We start from the raw sequence: 16854 nt of genomic DNA on the forward strand, positions 1-16854 counted from the left end.
TGCGGTGACGGGAATCCGCGTGAGGTGCGGCGGGCCGGCGGCGGACGACGAGGGCACGTGACGGGCTCAGCCGGAGCGCGACGAGCTCGGCGGGTCAAGCCTGGGCCGTGGCAGGTCTTCGGTGATCGAGCCGCCCTGACCACCGCCCGGCAGCGCCGGCACGCCGCTGCCCGAGCCGTCGTCCTCCGCCTCGTCGGTGTTGCGCTCATCGTCATCGTCGTCATCGACCATGGTCACCTCGCTGCGCTGGACGGTGCCGAGGGCGATGCCGGCGTTGCTGAGCGCGGTGCGCACCCGTTCCCGCAGCTCGCGGGCCACCTCCCACTGTTTCAGCGGCTGGGTCTTGATCGCGATGCGCAGGGTGTAGCCGTCGGCGGTCATGGTCTCCATGCCCCACACCTCGGGCTCGGCGATGATGAGGCTGCTCCATTTCGCGTCCGCCCACAGGTCGTCGGCGGTGCGGGCGAGCACCCGCTTGGCCTCGGCGACCTCGGTGTCGTAGTCGAGCGGGACGTCAAGCACGGTCCGTGCCCATTGCTGGCTCTTGTTGCCGATCCGGGTGATCTCGCCATTGCGGACATACCAGACGGTTCCCTCGACATCGCGCAGCCTCGTCATCCGCAGGCTCACCGCCTCGACCGTGCCCGAGACGGCGCCGACGTCGATGACGTCACCCACGCCGTACTGGTCTTCGAGCAGCATGAACATGCCGGACAGGAAGTCGCGGACGAGGTTCTGCGCGCCGAAACCGACCGCGATTCCCAGCACTCCGGCACTGGCGACGATGGGAGCGAGATTGATACCCAGCTCGCCCAGGATGCTCAGGAATGCCAGTCCGAAGACGAAGATGGAGGTCACGCTGCGCAGCAGCGAACCGACGGTCGCGGCCCGCTGGCGGCGCCTTTCCATCAGCACCGTCGGATCTCCGAACGCGCCCAGCAGCGTCCCGGCACGGGAACCGCGGAAGAACCCGCCGCCACCGGAACCGGCTCGTTCCGTGGTCCGCCGGATGAACCTGTGCAGCAGCGCCCGCACCACGAGCGCGATCAGCAGGATGAGGGTGATCCTGATCGGCGTTCCCAGGAACACCTCCGCACCGGAGGCAAGATAGTTACTGTGCGTAGCGTTGTAGACGGTGCGGCACAGCAGCCCGGGACTGGTCCCGCAGGCGTCGCGCAGGGCGTTCGCGACCCCTTCGAAGGAGACCAGTGGATCGGTGCTCCCCGATGGACTCGGAGAGGGCAGCGGAGTGGTCGTCGCCGCCACGGACAGCGGGCTCGACTGCGCGGTGGGTGACGGCGAGGCGGACAGCAGCATCCCCAGGCCGGGGATGAGCGGCTGAGCCAGCAGGGACGGGGCGGGCGTCACGACGTCGGTCATCCTTCCTGTCGGTTCCGTTCGGTCATGGTGGTCGCGTCGGTCATGGTGGTCGCGTCGGTCATGGTGGTCGCGTCGGTCATGGTGGTCGCGACACCCCGAGCCGGCCGACTCTGCGGCCTGACGCGCCCACGACCCTGGGGGGCGACGATCGGAGATCAGTCTCGTCCATGGGAATGGCCCATCGGTGCCCACCCCAGGATCGGGCCGACAGGCGACCACGCGCGGCCATGATGACCCCGCTCACATCGGATCGACAGTGAGTAGCGAGAAGCTCACCGATTGATGGGCGGAGAGTGACAAAGACCACCAGATATGTGCAGCGCCACGGCACGAAAGCCGATGACCATGCAAACAGGCTCGCGTTCTGCCGCCGAAGACGGTTGACTGTCCATTGTCACCGGAGACGCTGGGCAGAACGGCCCGCAAAGGGCCCTCGGTGGGCAGGAGGTCGGCGCGTGGCAGAGGCGCTGGTTCTCAATGCCACGTACGAGCCTCTGTGCGTGGTGTCGCAAAGGCGCGCGCTCGTCCTGGTCCTGACCGACAAGGCCGTGATGGTCGAATCGGCGGGCCAGGTTCTTCGGTCCTCGACGACGTCCGTCGATGTCCCGATCGTGGTGCGGTTAGCGCGTTTCGTCCGGGTGCCATACCGCTCGCAGGTGCCGCTGACCCGCAAGGGCGTGCTGGCGCGCGATCATCACCGATGTGTGTACTGCAATGCGCCGGCGACGTCGCTGGACCATGTCATTCCGCGCTCCCGCGGGGGCGCTCACGTGTGGGAGAACGTCGTGGCGGCCTGCGGTCGCTGCAACCACGTCAAAGCCGACCGCGCCGTGGCTGATCTTGGCTGGCGGCTCCGCACGGCTCCCCGAGCGCCGAGCGGAGCCGCCTGGCGCATTCTGGGGTCCCGGCGGATGGACCCGCGCTGGTCGGCCTACCTGAGCACGGATGTGACCGAGGCCGCCTCGGCCTGAGGCACCCCGGCCTGAGGCACCCCGGCCCGCCCGGGCCCGGGTACGCCGCATCGGCGCTGGGCAGGTAGCCCTTGTGCGCATCCTCGTTACCGGGGCGACCGGCTACATCGGTGGCCGGTTGGCCCCCCGCCTGCTCGACCAGGGGCACGACGTCCGGGCGATGACCCGTGACCCGGCACGGCTTCGGGACGTCCCGTGGGCGGCGCGGGCGCAGGTCATCCAGGCCGACGCCCGCGACCCGGCCTCCCTGCCGGCGGCGATGGCCGGCGTCGACGTCGCCTACTACCTCATCCACTCCATCGACTCGGGTGGGGACTTCTCCGCGGTGGACCGTGAGGCGGCGAGCGCCTTCGCCGCCGCCGCCCGCTCGGCCGGGGTGCGGCGCATCGTCTACCTCGGCGGACTGAGCCCGGCGGGCGACGGCGATCTGTCGGCTCACCTGAGCTCCCGCCAGGAGGTCGCGAGGATCCTGCTGGACTCCGGGGTCCCCACCGTCGTGCTGCGGGCGGCGATCATCATCGGCAGCGGCAGCGCGTCGTTCGAGATGCTGCGCTACCTCACCGAACGGCTGCCGGTGATGCTGACACCGCGCTGGGTGCGCACCCGAATCCAGCCGATCGCGGTCCGGGACGTGCTGTACTACCTGATCGGCGCGCTCGGCGTGCCCGCCGAGGTCAACGAGTCCTTCGACGTGGGCGGCCCGGACATCCTGACCTACGCGGAGATGATGCAGCGCTTCGCGGCGGTGGAGGGGCTGCGCCGGCGGGCCATCATCCCGGTGCCGGTACTGTCCCCCGGGTTGTCCTCGCTGTGGGTCGGCGTGGTCACCCCGGTGCCCAAGAGCATCGCGAAGCCGCTGGTCCGGTCCCTGCGCACCGAGGTCGTCGTCCGCGACGAGCGGGCGGTCCGCCGGTGGATCCCGGACCCGCCGGACGGGCTGATGCCGTTCGACACCGCGGTGTCCTACGCCCTCGCCCGCGTCCGCGAACGCGGCGTCGAGACCCGCTGGTCGACCGCCGTCTGGCCGACCCACTCGCCCGCCCGAACCACGCGGCCGGCCGCATCGCCGGAGCCGGCCGAGACCCCGTCCACGGCCGGGACCGTGCAGACGGCCGGCTCGGCGCCGCGGCGCGGCGGCGTTCCCTGCGCTCCCCGACCGCCGAGCGAGCCGACCTCCACGGACCCGCAGTGGACCGGCGGCGCGCTCTACGTCGACGAGCGCAGCATGCCGGTGGCCGCCCCACCGAACCGGCTCTGGCGGGTCATCGAGGGCATCGGCGGGGAGAACGGCTGGTACTCGTGGCCGCTGGCCTGGTCGGCCCGCGGCTGGCTGGACACCGTGCTGGGCGGCGTCGGCCTGCGCCGCGGCCGGCGGGACCCGCAGCGGGTGCACGTCGGCGAGGCGCTGGACTTCTGGCGCGTCGAGGAGATCGAGCCCGGCCGGCTGCTGCGGTTGCGCGCGGAGATGAAGATGCCCGGTGACGGTTGGCTGGAGCTGCGGGCCGCCGTCGGCGACGACGGCGGCACGGTCTACCGGCAGCGGGCGATCTTCCTGCCTCGCGGGCTGCCCGGCCAGCTCTACTGGTGGGCGGTCAGTCCCTTCCACGCGGCCGTGTTCGGCGGCATGCTGCGCAACATCGTGCGCACCGCCGAGGCCACCCGGGTGGCCCCAGCAGCGACCGCCCGCCGCTGGCGGTCCGGGCGGGAGCGGGGCAGGACCTCGCGGGACGGGCCGCCCGTGCGGTCCGATCAGGCGAGGTCCCGCTAGGACCAGCCACGGCCCTGGACCGGCGGGTCGGGGGGAAACGGCCCGCGTCCCGTCGGCGGGTCCACCCTCGGCGGCGGTTCGGATCCGGCCGGCGGCCGGGCCCCGGCGCCGCGTCCCGGCACGTCCGGGATCTCGACGTCGAACCAGACCCGCTTGCCGCCCGGGGTCGTCTCGACGCCCCAGGCCAGCGACAGCGCCTCCACCAGCAGCAGGCCCCAGCCCGACTCGGGGTCGGGCTTGTTCGCCGCCGCCGCGCCGGGACGCGGCAGATGCCCGCCCTCGCGGTCCTCGACGCTGATCCGCAGCCGGCCGGGCTCCAGTGACGCCCGCAGCACCAGGTCGCTGCGCGCGTGCAGGACCGCGTTGGTCACCACCTCGCTGACCAGCAGGGTCGCGTCGTCGACCGCGGTGATGCCGTAGTCGAGCATGACGTCGCGCATCGCCATCCGGGCCTGCCCGGCGGAGGCGGACACCGCGGGCAGCGCCAGTTCGAGCAGCGGCGGGTTCACCGCCTGGGTCGTGAGGACCAGCATGGCGGTGTCGTCGTCGGTGCGGGCCGGCAGGTCGGCGGCGATCAGGCAGCGTTCGAGCAGCGAGCGGGCCGTCTCCTCGGCGGGGCCCTCCCCGGTGCCGGCGACGGTGTCGGGGCCGAACCAGCTCCGCGCGGCGAAGCTGTCGCCGCGGGCCCGGCGGCGCCGGTCGACCCCGGCGCGGCGATCCCCCCCGGCGCGGCGGTCCGGGCCGGTGCGGCGGTCCCGGCCGCTGCGGCGGTCGGCCATGCCCCGCGGCGGTCCGAGGGAGGGTCCGGGCGCCCGTCTCTCGATCCAGGGGTCGGCCGGCGCTCCGCCCGACCCACCGGCCGAATTGCCGTCCGCTGCGGTCACGCCGGGAGCGTCGTCGGGGGTGCCGTTCGCCGCGGCCAGGCCACCCCGCGCGGCGGCCACCCGGGCGCGCTGCTCGATCAGCCCGCGGCGCAGGTTCTCCAGACCCTCGACGAGCGGCCGGCGCCGTGATTCCACCAGGCCGTCGGTGAACATCACCAGCGCCGAGCCCGCCGGCAGCGTCACCGTCGTCTCGCTGAAGCCGGTGCCCTCGCCGACACCGAGCGGCAGGCCGGGGTCGAGCACCAGGTAGTCGGGGTCCTCGTCGGGCAGGATCACCAGCGGGGCGGGGTGTCCGGCGTTGGCGATGGTCGCTCGACCGGTGTGCCGGTCGTAGACCGCGTACATGCAGGTCGCGAGCTGCAGGCCGGGCAGCAGGCCGACGACCCGGTCCAGCCGGGTGAGGACCTCCGCGGGGCACCAGTCCTCCAGCGCGTAGGCCCGTAGCGCCGCGCGGAGCTGGCCCATCACCGCGGCGGCCTGCAGCCCGCGGCCCATCACGTCGCCGATGGCGACGCCCACCCTGCCCCCGGACAGCGGGATCACGTCGTAGAAGTCGCCGCCGACCTCGGTGCCCGCCGTCCCCGGTCGGTACTCCATGGCGATCTCGACGCCCTCGAGGGCGGGCGGGTTGGCCGGCAGCAGCGAGCGCTGCAGGGTCAACGCGGACTCCTGGGCCTCCTTGAAGCGCAGGGCGTTCTCCAGCGCGAGAGCGCCGCGGCGGGCGAGGTCCTCCAGCAGGGCGACCTCGGAGTTGCTGTAGAAGCCCTCACGGCGGCCGACGGTGATGGCGCCGAGGATCCGCCCGTGCACCGACAGCGGCACGTTCACGGTCGGGCCGCCCTGGATCCGGCGGAACTGCTGGTAGGCGAGCTCGTGCGGGAACGACAGCGAGGCGCGCAGCTTGTCGAAGTCGGGCAGGCAGTACGTCTGGCCGTTGCGCAGCACGATGCCGGGCGGGAAGTCGTCGGCGAGCGTGGGTGGGCGGGTGCCGACGATCGCACGCATGATCTTGTCGACCTTCGGGTCGACGAAGACGGTGGCACCCAGCCGCACGTCGTCGCCGTCGCGCACCCAGACCATCGCCCCGGTGCCGAAGCGGGGCACGGCGAGCCCGGCGAGCAGGTCGGGGACGCGCTCCGGATCAAGGGTGCCGCCGAGGACGAGACCGGCATCGGCCAGGAACGACGACGGCGAGCCGTCCGGCGCCCCCCGGCCGTCGCCGCCCAGGTCACCTCGCAGCGCGCGGACGACCTCCCGGGCGGTCCGCAGCCCCGCGGACGCCGAGCGGCGCACCTGCCGCGACATCCGGGCGGCCACCTGCGAACTCCGGGCGCACCCGACATCCGCCGCGGCGGTGATAGCGGACATGCCGGACGAGTTCCCGGTGACAGGTCCGGACGTCGAGGCTGGATCCTCCCGCCCCCGACCGAATCCGACTCCCGGGACTGCGCCGTAACGGCCAGTCACCTGGTTCACCCGCGGAAGTCTAGTTCGGTAGCCGGATATCGCGCATCGCGAGAATGTCGACCCGAGCCGGGATCGGTACCCCATCGCCATCCCTTCGCACACGCAAGCCGGGTTTGCCGCCATCGATCCGCCGCCGGAGGAGCATGCGTTGCACCACCGCACCCGCCCGCCCGCCCGTGACCGGACGGTCGGGGCGGTGTGACAGGTCGGGGCGGACCGGGCGGGGCCGAGGTGGCCGATGCGCCACCGGTGGCCGAGGCGGCCGGCAGATCCGTCGGTATCCCGGCGTCCGCGGCGGCGCGCGGGTGGGTACCGGTCCCACGGGGACCAAGGGCGTCAGAAAGGATCACATGGGGATACATCATTCCGGTACTGACTATTCCACGATTGGATCGCGTTCTCGTAACAGGGGGGAAACCCCCCGGTCGTCTACGGGGCCGGCCGAGACCGGCGAGCCTGCGACCACGCGGGAGCCGGACGGCGCCGACCAGGTCCGTCGGCGGCCGGCCGCCGACGGAGCCCCGGCGGGCGAACCCGGCCCGGCCGGCGCCGGCGCCCATGCTGGCGCCCGGGACGCCGAGTGGTGGCGGCGGGCCGTGCTGTACGAGGTCTACCTGCGCAGCTTCGCCGACTCCGACGGCGACGGCATCGGTGACCTCACCGGGCTGCGCCAGCACCTGCCGGCCCTCGCCGAGCTGGGCGTAGACGCGCTGTGGATCACGCCGTTCTACCCGTCGCCGATGGCCGACCACGGCTACGACGTCGCCGACCACCGCGGGGTGGACCCGCTGTTCGGCAGCCTCGCGGACGTCGACGCGCTGCTCGCCGACGCCGCCGACGCCGGTCTCGCCGTCCTCGTCGACCTCGTCCCGAACCATTCCAGCTCGGCGCATCCGGCCTTCCAGGCCGCGCTGGCGGCCGCGGCGGGCGGACCCGAGCGGGAGCTGTACATCTTCCGGGACGGGCGGGGACCGGACGGCGCCGAGCCCCCGAACAACTGGGTGTCCGTCTTCGGCGGCCCGGCCTGGACCCGGGTCGGCGACGGCCAGTGGTACCTGCACCTGTTCGACGCCGGGCAACCCGACTGGAACTGGGACCATCCCGCGGTGCGGGACGATCACGAGGCGACCCTGCGCTTCTGGCTCGACCGGGGCGTCGACGGCTTCCGCATCGACGTCAGCCACGGGCTGGTCAAGGACGGCGAGCTGCGCGACAACCCACCCGGCGGGGTGCTCACCCCCGACAGCGGGTTCCGCGACGAGGCCGAACCGCGGGTCTGGGACCAGGACGGCGTGCACGAGATCTACCGGGCGTGGCGGGCGATCACCGACGAGTACACCGCCCGGGACGGCCGGCCCCGGGTGCTGATCGGAGAGACCTGGGTGCGCGACCCGGCGCGCCTGGCCCGGTACGTCCGCCCCGACGAGCTGCACCTGACGTTCTCGTTCTCCCTGCTGACCACCCCGTGGTCGGCGCCGGACTGGCGGGCGGCGATCGACGCCGAACGCACGGCGCTCGCGGCGGTCGGCGCGCCGGCCACCTGGGTGCTGGCCAATCACGACGTGGTGCGTCCGGTGACCCGCTACGGGGACGGGGAGGTCGGCACGCGCCGCGCCCGGGCGGCGCTGCTGACCCTGCTCGCCCTGCCCGGCGTCGCCGTGCTCTACCAGGGCGACGAGTTGGCGCTGCCGCAGGTTGACGTGCCGCCGGCGGCGCGGCAGGACCCGGGGTGGTTGCGCTCGGGGGGCATCTTGCCGGGCCGGGACGGCGCCCGCGTCCCGCTACCCTGGTCCGGCGACGCGCCGCCGTACGGGTTCACCGCGGACGGGGTCGACCCGTGGCTGCCGCAGCCGGCCGGCTGGGCCGGCTTCGCGGTGCTCGCGCAGGCCGGCGATCCGATGTCGACGTGGCTGCTCACCCGCGGGGCACTCGCGCTGCGCCGGGCCCTGCCGCACCTGCGCGGCGACGAACTGCGCTGGCGCGATGACGCACCCGCGGGCTGTCTCGCCTTCGATCGGGCGGCCCTCGACCGGGCGGCCCTCGACCGGGCGACCCCTGGGGTGCCCACCTCGGTGGGGTCGGCGCGTATGACGTGCGTGATGGCGATGGGACGGGAGGTGGCGATCGACCTCACCGGCCGGCTGGTGCTCGCGAGCGGACCTGTGGGTTACGACGGCGCGACGCTGACCCTGCCGCCGGACACCACGGCGTGGGTCGCGCCCCGTGAGGGCTGAGAGCGCACCGGCGGGCCGGATGCACGCGGATGTGACGCACAATGGGAGCGTGAGCCAGCCCCGCACACCGGCCCAGCCCACGACGACCTTCTTCGATGCCGTCGGCGGGGAGCCGACGTTCCGCAGGCTGGTCGCGCGGTTCTACCAGGGGGTGGCGAGCGATCCGGTGCTACGCCCGCTGTACCCGGAGGAGGACCTGGCGGGGGCGGAGGATCGCCTGCGCATGTTCCTCATCCAGTACTGGGGCGGCCCGAGCGACTACCAGGAGCAGCGGGGCCACCCCCGGTTGCGGATGCGGCACATCCCGTTCGCGATCGGCTCGGTGCAGCGCGACGCCTGGCTCGCCGTGATGCGGGCGGCGGTCGACTCGTTGGACCTGCCGCCCGACCAGCACAAGACGCTCTGGGATTACCTGGAGATGGCGGCGAACTCGCTGCAGAACCGCGCCGACTGAGCTCGCCGCCACGGCCGCCGCGCTCCGCTGTGCGGCGGCCGTGGCCGCCGCGCCGCCGCCCGTGCTGGGTTTGCTTGCCCGGGCGGCGGCAGGGCGTCAGTCCCGGGTGAGCTTGCGGTGGGTGACGCGGTGCGGGCGGGCGGCCTCCTGGCCGAGCCGCTCGATCTTGTTGGTCTCGTAGTCGGCGAAGTTGCCCTCGAACCAGAACCAGCGGGCCGGGTCCTCGTCGGTGCCCTCCCAGGCGAGGATGTGGGTGGCGACGCGGTCGAGGAACCAGCGGTCGTGGGAGACGACCACGGCGCAGCCGGCGAACTCCAGCAGCGCGTCCTCCAGCGACCGCAGCGTCTCCACGTCGAGGTCGTTGGTGGGCTCGTCGAGGAGCAGGACGTTGCCGCCGCGCTTGAGGGTCAGGGCGAGGTTGAGCCGGTTGCGCTCGCCGCCGGACAGCACGCCGACGGGCTTCTGCTGGTCGGGGCCCTTGAAACCGAACGACGACACGTAGGCCCGGCTCGGGAAGTCGACCTTGCCGACGACGATGTGGTCGAGGCCGTCGGAGACGACCTGCCAGACGTTCTTCTTCGGGTCGAGGCCGGCCCGGGACTGGTCGACGTAGGCGATGTCGACGGTGTCACCGATGACGAGGTCGCCCGCGTCCGGAGTCGCCTGCCCGGTGAGCATCGTGAACAGGGTGGTCTTGCCGACCCCGTTGGGGCCGATCACGCCGACGATGCCGCCGCGAGGCAGGGTGAACGACAGGTCGTCGATGAGCGGGCGGTCGTCGAACCCCTTGGTCAGGCCCTTGGCCTCGATGACCTGGTTGCCCAGCCGCGGGCCGGGCGGGATCTGGATGTCCTCGAAGTCGCGCGGGCGGGCCCGGTCCGCCTCGGCGGCCAGCTCCTCGTAGCGGGCGAGGCGTGACTTGCTCTTGGTCTGGCGGGCCTTGGGGTTGGACCGGACCCACTCCAGCTCCTGGGCGAGCACGCGGCGCCGCTTGGCGTCCTTCTGGCCCTCGACCTTGAGCCGGGACGCCTTGTTCTCCAGGTAGGTGGTGTAGTTGCCCTCGTAGGGCAACGCGCGGCCGCGGTCGAGCTCGAGGATCCAGCCGGCGACGTTGTCGAGGAAGTACCGGTCGTGGGTGACGGCGAGCACGGCGCCGGCGTAGCGGGCCAGGTGCTGCTCGAGCCAGGCGACGCTCTCCGCATCGAGGTGGTTGGTCGGCTCGTCGAGCAGCAGCAGGTCGGGCGCCTCGAGCAGCAGCTTGCACAGGGCGACCCGGCGCCGCTCGCCGCCGGACAGCAGCGACACGTCGGCGTCGCCCGGGGGCAGCCGCAGCGCGTCCATCGCCTGGTCGAGCTGGCTGTCGAGCTCCCAGGCGTTGGCGGCCTCGATCTTGTCGATGAGTTCGGCCTGCTCGGCGAGCAGCGAGTCGAAGTCCGCGTCGGGCGCGGTCATCTGCTCGTTGATCTCCTCGTAGCGGGCGAGCACCCGGCGGATCTCGCGCACCCCGTCCTCGACGTTGCCGCGGACGTCCTTGGTCTCGTCGAGCGCCGGTTCCTGGGCGAGCATGCCCACCGAGTAGCCCGGACTGAGGATCGCGTCGCCGTTGCTCGGCTGGTCGAGCCCAGCCATGATCTTGAGCAGGGACGACTTCCCCGCCCCGTTGGGACCGACCACCCCGATCTTTGCTCCGGGCAGGAATGCCAGGGTCACGTCATCGAGGATGACCTTGTCGCCGTGGGCCTTGCGCGCTTTGCGCATCTGGAAGACGTACTGCGCCATGCCGTCAACCCTAGGGCATCGCGGCGACCACCCTCACGGCGGTGATCGGTGGGGTCACCGCCGGCCGCCCGTTTTCCGCCGGCCGCTGCGGCCCTCGCGGCTTCGGTGGGGTACCTCCACCGAATTGCGGGCACGGACAGTACGAGGGTCGACACCGAACGGCGAGAGGCGGCGGGACGGCAGGGCATGCGCGCGAATGATCACCGGTTCGGGCTGGCGGCCGAGGCGTACATCTTCGGCTACCCGCTGGTGAGCAACGTCCGGCTGAGCGGGCGGTTCGCGGGCGAGGGGATCGGGCTGCTGGCGCCCGCCGGGTTCAACGCCTTCGCCCACATTCGGGATCTGCCTGGCCCGCGCTCGGCGTTCGTCAGTGTCAACGCGGACGTTCTGCACTCGGTGGCGCAGGTCGACCTCGCGCCGGGTCCGCTGATCCTGTCCGTCCCGGACAGCGGTGACCGGTACAGCCTGCTGCTGTTCGTCGACGCCTGGCGCAACAACTTCGCCTATGTGGGACGGCGGACCGGCGCCGGGCACGGCGGGTCGTACGTGCTCGTTCCGCCTGGCTGGACGGAGGGGACGCCGCCGGACCTGATCCGCATCGAGGCGCCGACCCGGCTGCTGACCGTGATCGGCCGCTTCGGCTTCGACGATCCGGCCGATGCCCGCACGGTGCACCGACTCCAGGACGAGCGCCGGCTGAGTCCCCTGGACCCGGGCGCTCGCCGGGCGGAGGGACCGCCGGAGCATTCGAAGAGCGTCTGCGACGACCTGCGGTTCTGGGAGGAGCTGCGGATCTGGCTGCGGGCCTGTCCCCCGCCGCCGGCCGAGGCCGAGTACGCCCGCCGCTTCGCCCCGCTCGGGATCTTCGACGATCCCTCGCCGTATGTCGATCCCGATCCGGCGCTGACCTGGTCGCTGCGCGGCGGGCTGCGCGGCGGCCGCGACGGGCTGGAGCGGGTCGCCCAGGCCGGTCGGGCGCTGAGCAACGGCTGGTCGAGCACCCCGCACGCCCTCGACTTCAACCTCGACCGCCTGGGGCCGGGGACCCGCGACGAGCCGGCCTGGCGGATGACCGACCGCGACCAGGCCCGGCTGGCCCGGGCGATGGCGGCGCGCCAGCCGATCGGCGCGACCCACGGCTACGAGAGCATCGAGGCGACCTGCCTGGTGGACGTCGAGGGCCGCCGCCTGACGGGCGCCCATCGCTACACCCTCGACCTGGCGCCGCCGCCACCGGCGGAGTCCTGGTCGCTGACGATGTACGACGCCCCCGAGTACTACCTGGTGGACAATCCCCTGCACCGGTTCTCCCTGGGCAGCCGGACCCGCGACCTGCGCCGCGGCCCGGACGGCTCGGTCCGCGTCCTCATCCAGAGCGATCCCCCGTCCGACGAGGTCGAGCGGGCCAACTGGCTGCCCGCGGCATCCGGCGACTTCCGTCCGGCGCTGCGGATCTACGGCCCCGGCGAGGACGTGCTCGACGGTACGTACGCGCCACCACCGATCCGCCGCGTCGACTGATCACCGGGCCCGCGCGGCCTCACCTCCCCGGGGCTTCTCCGCAGCGGCGAGGGTGACGCGCAGCGGCGGGCGGGCACCCGTGCCGACCTCGTCGATCTCCCCCACCGACCCGAGCACCGTGACCGCGGGCTCGCCCCGCTCAGGCTGAGCGCGGGCCGCGGCGAGCCGCACGGGGAGGATCTGCTGGTCAACGGTGCGCTCCCGCCCCCCGCGGTCCGTCGCGTACAGCGTCACGGTGACGGAGGTGCCGCGGCCGGCGCGCACCACCGTCGCGGTCGGACGGGCGGGCAGTTCCCGGGCCGCGCCCGGGTGAGCCGACCGCGTGCGGTCGTCGAGGGCGACGTCGTCCACATCGAGACCGTCGGCGTCGACGGTGAGCGTCAGTGAGGTCGACGCCCGCGGGTCCACCGGGACGGACAGCCGGTGGCGACCGGCGGTGAGCACGAGCCGGGCGGATCGCGTCCGGGGCGGAGTGGCTCCGGCCCGGACGGCGACCGTCGTGGCCACCCGGTTCCCGGCGCGGACCGCGAGCCGCTCGACCCGCGCCGTGGACGGCGACCCGGGTGACCGGTCGTACGCGGGGGCGAGGCGCAGCAGGTAGGCCTGCCGCTCGGGGTGGTCCGCGGCCACGGTGAGGTCGTCGACGCCGCGGGCGACCGCGTACAGCACCGGCCCGTCGAGATCGGGGCCGTTGGCCGTCACGGGGGTGGGATGACCGAGGAACGCCGGGTTGGCCGCGACGAACACCAGCGGCCGCTCCGGCAGCCGGCGCAGCATGGCGCGCAGGTCCCGGTCGTTGCCGGTGAGCGTGAGGTTGTCACGCACCGCCGCGGTGAGGACGCCGATCGTGAGGGCGACGACGGCCACGCCGACCGGGACGAGCACGGCGAGCCCGAGCCGGCGTCCGCGGGCCAGCAGGGCCGACCCCGCTGACACGCATCCCCACCCGCCGAGATGCACGAGCGGGATGAGGACGGGAACCATGTAGAAGGGGCCGACGTAGCGGATGCCGCCCCACAGCTCGGCGGCGTTCCACGCCCCCCAGAAGCCGACGTACCCGATCAGGAACAGCAGGCCACCGAGGCCCAGCATCGCGGCCGGCGTGGACGGCCGCCGCCGCGCCCCGGCGGCGAGCGCCGCCACCGCGAGCACGACGCCACCGAAGGCCCAGCCGCCGAGCAGCCACAGATGGTCCCCGACGGAGCTCAGGCCGTCGGTGAGACCGAAGTCGTGCCGCCCGTCGGCCGGGTAGAGCTTGCGCAGCCCGAAGCCGATCCGATCGTCGGGTTCGAGCAGCGCGAACGGCAGGCGCAGCGGGTTCCCGGTCGCCGCCGCGTTCGTGAGCAGCACGATCACGGCCGGCGCGGCCAGGCCGCACAGCAGCCAGCGCAGCAGCCACCAGCGCCGCCCGGCGGAGGTCACCAGCAGCCAGACCGCGAGGGGGGCCAGCAGCAGCACGACGTCGTAGGGCCGCACCGCCGCGGCGACGCCGAACGCGACCCCGGCACCCACCACGGGCGGCGCGCGGCGTGACCGCCGGCCCCGCAGCACCCCGAGCACGGTCGCCTGGAGCAGGACCAGCGCCGGCAGGTAGCTGAGCACCATGGCGCTCTGCAGGAGGACCAGCGGGGACAGAGCGAGCAGGGTCGCGGACAGCGCCGCGACCCGCCGGCTGCCCGACAGTTCGACGCCGAGCAGGTAGGTGACGACGACCGCCGCCGCCGCGATGGCGGCGAGTGCCGGATCGATGCTGCCGGCGATGAACAGGCTGGCCGCGAAGATCGCGGGTACGAAAGGCGTGTACTTCAGGACGTAGTGGTCGTCGACGACGGTGCCGAGCCACGGCAGGTAGGACTGCGCGGGATGCGGCGCGGGCGGGAACAGCCTGCCCTCGGCCAGGGTCCGAGCATGCAGCAGGTAGATGCCCTCGTCGTTGTTGACCGACAGCAGGGGGAAGACGGTGTGCCGCAGCACGACGGCGGCGGCCGCGCTCAGGACGGCGAGCACCGCGACGTACCGCGCGGCCCCCGGGAGGGCGGCGAGGCGCCCCCGTAACCGCCGACCGAGGGCCTCCCGGCCCGGCCCCCCGCCGCTGCCCGCGGGCGCCATGTCCCGGCCTGTCGGCTGCACCGGGACAGCCGGCATCACCGAACCGGAGTCCGGCCCGGCGGGCGCGGGTGCGCTCTGCCTACTCTCGTGCCGGCTACTCACCCTCGGCACGCTACCCAGCGCCGGCGGCGGCGCCGGCGGCAGGTCCGCCCCACCTTTACCCATTGCGGTCACCACCGGACACGAGGTGATCAGCGCTGCTCGGCGGCGGCGGAGAACGAACGCCAAGGCGACCTGTCCGCACCCGACCCGGACGGGAAGGAGGTGGCCCCCGCGCCCCCTCCGCCCAGGCCATCGGCCCGCGGCGCCATCGCAGCCAGGGGCGCCGACCCCACCGACGCCAGGCCGGCCGACGACAACGACCCGACCGTGGCGACTCCGATCGGCTGCGCGTCCCTCGCCAGGGAGTGGACCAGCTCCTCCCCGGCGCCGGCGACCGCCGCCGAGGCGACGGGCTCGGGCTGCGGCAGGCCGACCCGGGCCGGCTCGCGCAGGTCGACCAACGGCCCGCCGCCGGGCAGACCGGTGGCCGAGACCGGCGTTGCGACGGGTGCCGCGGGCCGCCGGTTGAGCCGCTCGGAGCGCGCCGCATGCCAGGTCAGCTCCGTGCCGACGGCGTCGGCGTCGATCTCGTAGCTGACGCGCCGCTCCCCCTCGCTCGTCTCGAACGACCGCTGGCGCAGCCGGCCGTAGACCAGCGCCCGGTCCCCGCGCACGAGGCTCGCGGCGACGTTGTCGGCCAGCTGCCGCCAGCAGGACACCCGCAAAAACAGAGTGGCACCGTCGACCCACCGATTCTCGGAACGGTCGAAACGGCGCGGCGTGGAGGCCAGGCGGAAGCTGCACACCGAGGCGCCGTTCGTCGTCGTCCGGTGCTCCGGGTCGTCGACGAGGTTGCCGACGACAGTGATGGTCGTGTCGAGCATGGCGTACTCCTCGGGTCAGGGAGGAAGGTGCCGGCGCGGCGCTGCGCCGGCGTGTTTCCACTGTGAGCCGCCAAGGCCGACCTCGAAAGCCCCGACCCTCCGGCTGTGGATAACCGACGTCCGTCCACAGCTCGCGCATCCCCGCAGCGGACCACCCCGACCGGACCCGTCCGTGCCAGACGAGCAATACGGACGACCAGAGCGGGAACACCATCCCCGGACGCCCGGTTGCCGATCCGTGAGTCGGCGTGACGCCCGGCCGTGGCCCGATCGGACGATGCGGCGTCCTGCCCGGCGTTCACCCGCCCGACCCGATGCCCGGCGATCACGTCCCGCCGACATGGTTCCCACCAGCACCGTCGTACCCGGAGGACAGCGATGTCGACGACCACGACCAGCTCGACCACCAGCTCGACCACCAGCGCGGACGGCGCCACCACGGCCGCCGGCAGCGGCACCTTCCTGCTCGGCGGCGACCTTCCGATCACCCGGCTCGGGTTCGGCGCCATGCGCATCACCGGCCCCGGCATCTGGGGTCCCCCCGCCGATCCAGACGAGGCCCGCGCCGTGCTGCGCCGCGCGGTGGAGCTCGGGGTGAACTTCATCGACACCGCTGACTCCTACGGCCCACACGTCAGCGAGGAGCTGATCGCCGAGGCGCTGCACCCCTACCCGGAGGGGCTGGTCCTCGCGACCAAGGGCGGTCTGACCCGGCAGGGCCCCAACCGGTGGGCTCCCGTGGCCCGCCCCGCCTACCTGCGCCAGCAGGTGGAGATGTCGCTGCGCCGCCTGAAGCTGGAGCGGATCGACCTCTACCAGCTCCACCGCATCGACCCCGACACCCCCGTCGAGGACTCCCTCGGCGAGCTGCGCGCGCTGCAGGAGGAGGGGAAGATCCGCCACATCGGCCTGTCCGAGGTCAGCGTCGCCGAACTGGCCCACGCCCGTACCCTGGTCACCGTCGTCAGCGTGCAGAACCGGTACAACCTCGCCTACCGGACCGCCGAGGATGTCCTCGACTACGCCGACCGCGAGGGCGTCGGCTTCATCCCGTGGAACCCGGTGGACACCGGCCGGCTCGCCCTTCCCGGCAGCGTCCTCGACGCCGCCGCCAGGCACCACAGCGCCAGCCCCGCCCAGCTCGCCCTCGCCTGGCTGCTGCGCCGCTCCCCGGTGGTGCTGCCGATCCCCGGCACGTCGTCGGTGGCCCATCTGGAGGAGAACATCGCGGCGGCCGGCGTCGAACTGACCGACCAGGAGTTCAGCGACCTGTCCCGTCTGGCCTCCTGACCCTCGCCCCCGCCCCCGCACCCGCCGTCCCGCGCCCCGGTCCCTCGTCCCCGGCATGGCCCGATCGGACC

The 16854-nt window shown here is 73.5% G+C and carries 11 protein-coding genes; 6 read left to right on the forward strand and 5 right to left on the reverse strand.

Annotated elements, in window-relative coordinates; all coding sequences use genetic code 11:
- Nucleotides 1–66: 66 nt before the first annotated feature.
- Nucleotides 67–1380, reverse strand: a complete 1314-nt coding sequence (locus FRAQA3DRAFT_RS15010) for a mechanosensitive ion channel family protein (protein WP_009739883.1) — start codon at nucleotides 1378–1380, stop codon at nucleotides 67–69.
- 455 nt (nucleotides 1381–1835) lie between these two features.
- Here FRAQA3DRAFT_RS15010 and FRAQA3DRAFT_RS15015 point away from each other — a divergent pair, with 455 nt between their 5' ends.
- Together FRAQA3DRAFT_RS15015 and FRAQA3DRAFT_RS15020 are read left to right on the forward strand one after the other, a co-directional pair.
- Nucleotides 1836–2351 carry an HNH endonuclease gene (locus tag FRAQA3DRAFT_RS15015; RefSeq protein ID WP_009739884.1) on the forward strand — a complete coding sequence of 172 codons (516 nt, stop codon included), beginning with the start codon at nucleotides 1836–1838 and terminating at the stop codon, nucleotides 2349–2351.
- Between the two features lie 73 nt (nucleotides 2352–2424).
- Nucleotides 2425–4119, forward strand: a complete 1695-nt coding sequence (locus tag FRAQA3DRAFT_RS15020; protein WP_009739885.1) for an SDR family oxidoreductase — start codon at nucleotides 2425–2427, stop codon at nucleotides 4117–4119.
- Here FRAQA3DRAFT_RS15020 and FRAQA3DRAFT_RS15025 read toward each other — a convergent pair.
- Nucleotides 4116–6308, reverse strand: a complete 2193-nt coding sequence (locus FRAQA3DRAFT_RS15025) for a SpoIIE family protein phosphatase (RefSeq protein ID WP_009739886.1) — start codon at nucleotides 6306–6308, stop codon at nucleotides 4116–4118. The genes FRAQA3DRAFT_RS15020 and FRAQA3DRAFT_RS15025 overlap by 4 nt on opposite strands.
- Nucleotides 6309–6820: 512 nt before the next feature.
- On the opposite strand from FRAQA3DRAFT_RS15025, the gene FRAQA3DRAFT_RS15030 reads away from it, so the two are divergent.
- Nucleotides 6821–8704, forward strand: a complete 1884-nt coding sequence (locus FRAQA3DRAFT_RS15030; RefSeq protein ID WP_009739887.1) for an alpha-amylase family glycosyl hydrolase — start codon at nucleotides 6821–6823, stop codon at nucleotides 8702–8704.
- A gap of 19 nt (nucleotides 8705–8723) precedes the next feature.
- Complete coding sequence (locus FRAQA3DRAFT_RS15035; protein ID WP_009739888.1) at nucleotides 8724–9158, forward strand: globin; 435 nt, start codon at nucleotides 8724–8726, stop codon at nucleotides 9156–9158.
- A gap of 96 nt (nucleotides 9159–9254) precedes the next feature.
- On the opposite strand, the gene ettA is transcribed toward FRAQA3DRAFT_RS15035, so the two are convergent.
- A complete protein-coding gene (gene ettA / locus FRAQA3DRAFT_RS15040) occupies nucleotides 9255–10937 on the reverse strand; it encodes an energy-dependent translational throttle protein EttA (RefSeq protein ID WP_009739889.1) in 1683 nt (560 codons plus the stop codon).
- 186 nt (nucleotides 10938–11123) lie between these two features.
- On the opposite strand from ettA, the gene FRAQA3DRAFT_RS15045 reads away from it, so the two are divergent.
- A complete protein-coding gene (locus FRAQA3DRAFT_RS15045) occupies nucleotides 11124–12458 on the forward strand; it encodes a DUF1254 domain-containing protein (RefSeq protein WP_009739890.1) in 1335 nt (444 codons plus the stop codon).
- Here the strand turns inward: FRAQA3DRAFT_RS15045 and FRAQA3DRAFT_RS15050 are convergent, their stop codons facing one another.
- Together FRAQA3DRAFT_RS15050 and FRAQA3DRAFT_RS15055 are read right to left on the reverse strand one after the other, a co-directional pair.
- On the reverse strand, nucleotides 12459–14603 hold the full coding sequence (locus FRAQA3DRAFT_RS15050; protein ID WP_232292062.1) for a glycosyltransferase family 39 protein: 2145 nt from the start codon (nucleotides 14601–14603) through the stop codon (nucleotides 12459–12461).
- A gap of 155 nt (nucleotides 14604–14758) precedes the next feature.
- Nucleotides 14759–15493: a single-stranded DNA-binding protein gene (locus FRAQA3DRAFT_RS15055; RefSeq protein ID WP_009739892.1), complete on the reverse strand. Its 735-nt coding sequence runs from the start codon at nucleotides 15491–15493 to the stop codon at nucleotides 14759–14761.
- Nucleotides 15494–15871: 378 nt separating this feature from the next.
- Between FRAQA3DRAFT_RS15055 and FRAQA3DRAFT_RS15060 the strand changes: the two genes are divergently transcribed.
- Nucleotides 15872–16783 carry an aldo/keto reductase gene (locus tag FRAQA3DRAFT_RS15060; protein ID WP_009739893.1) on the forward strand — a complete coding sequence of 304 codons (912 nt, stop codon included), beginning with the start codon at nucleotides 15872–15874 and terminating at the stop codon, nucleotides 16781–16783.
- Nucleotides 16784–16854: the final 71 nt, after the last annotated feature.

It is taken from the genome of Frankia sp. QA3 (assembly GCF_000262465.1).
In the GTDB taxonomy this organism is placed as follows: domain Bacteria; phylum Actinomycetota; class Actinomycetes; order Frankiales; family Frankiaceae; genus Frankia.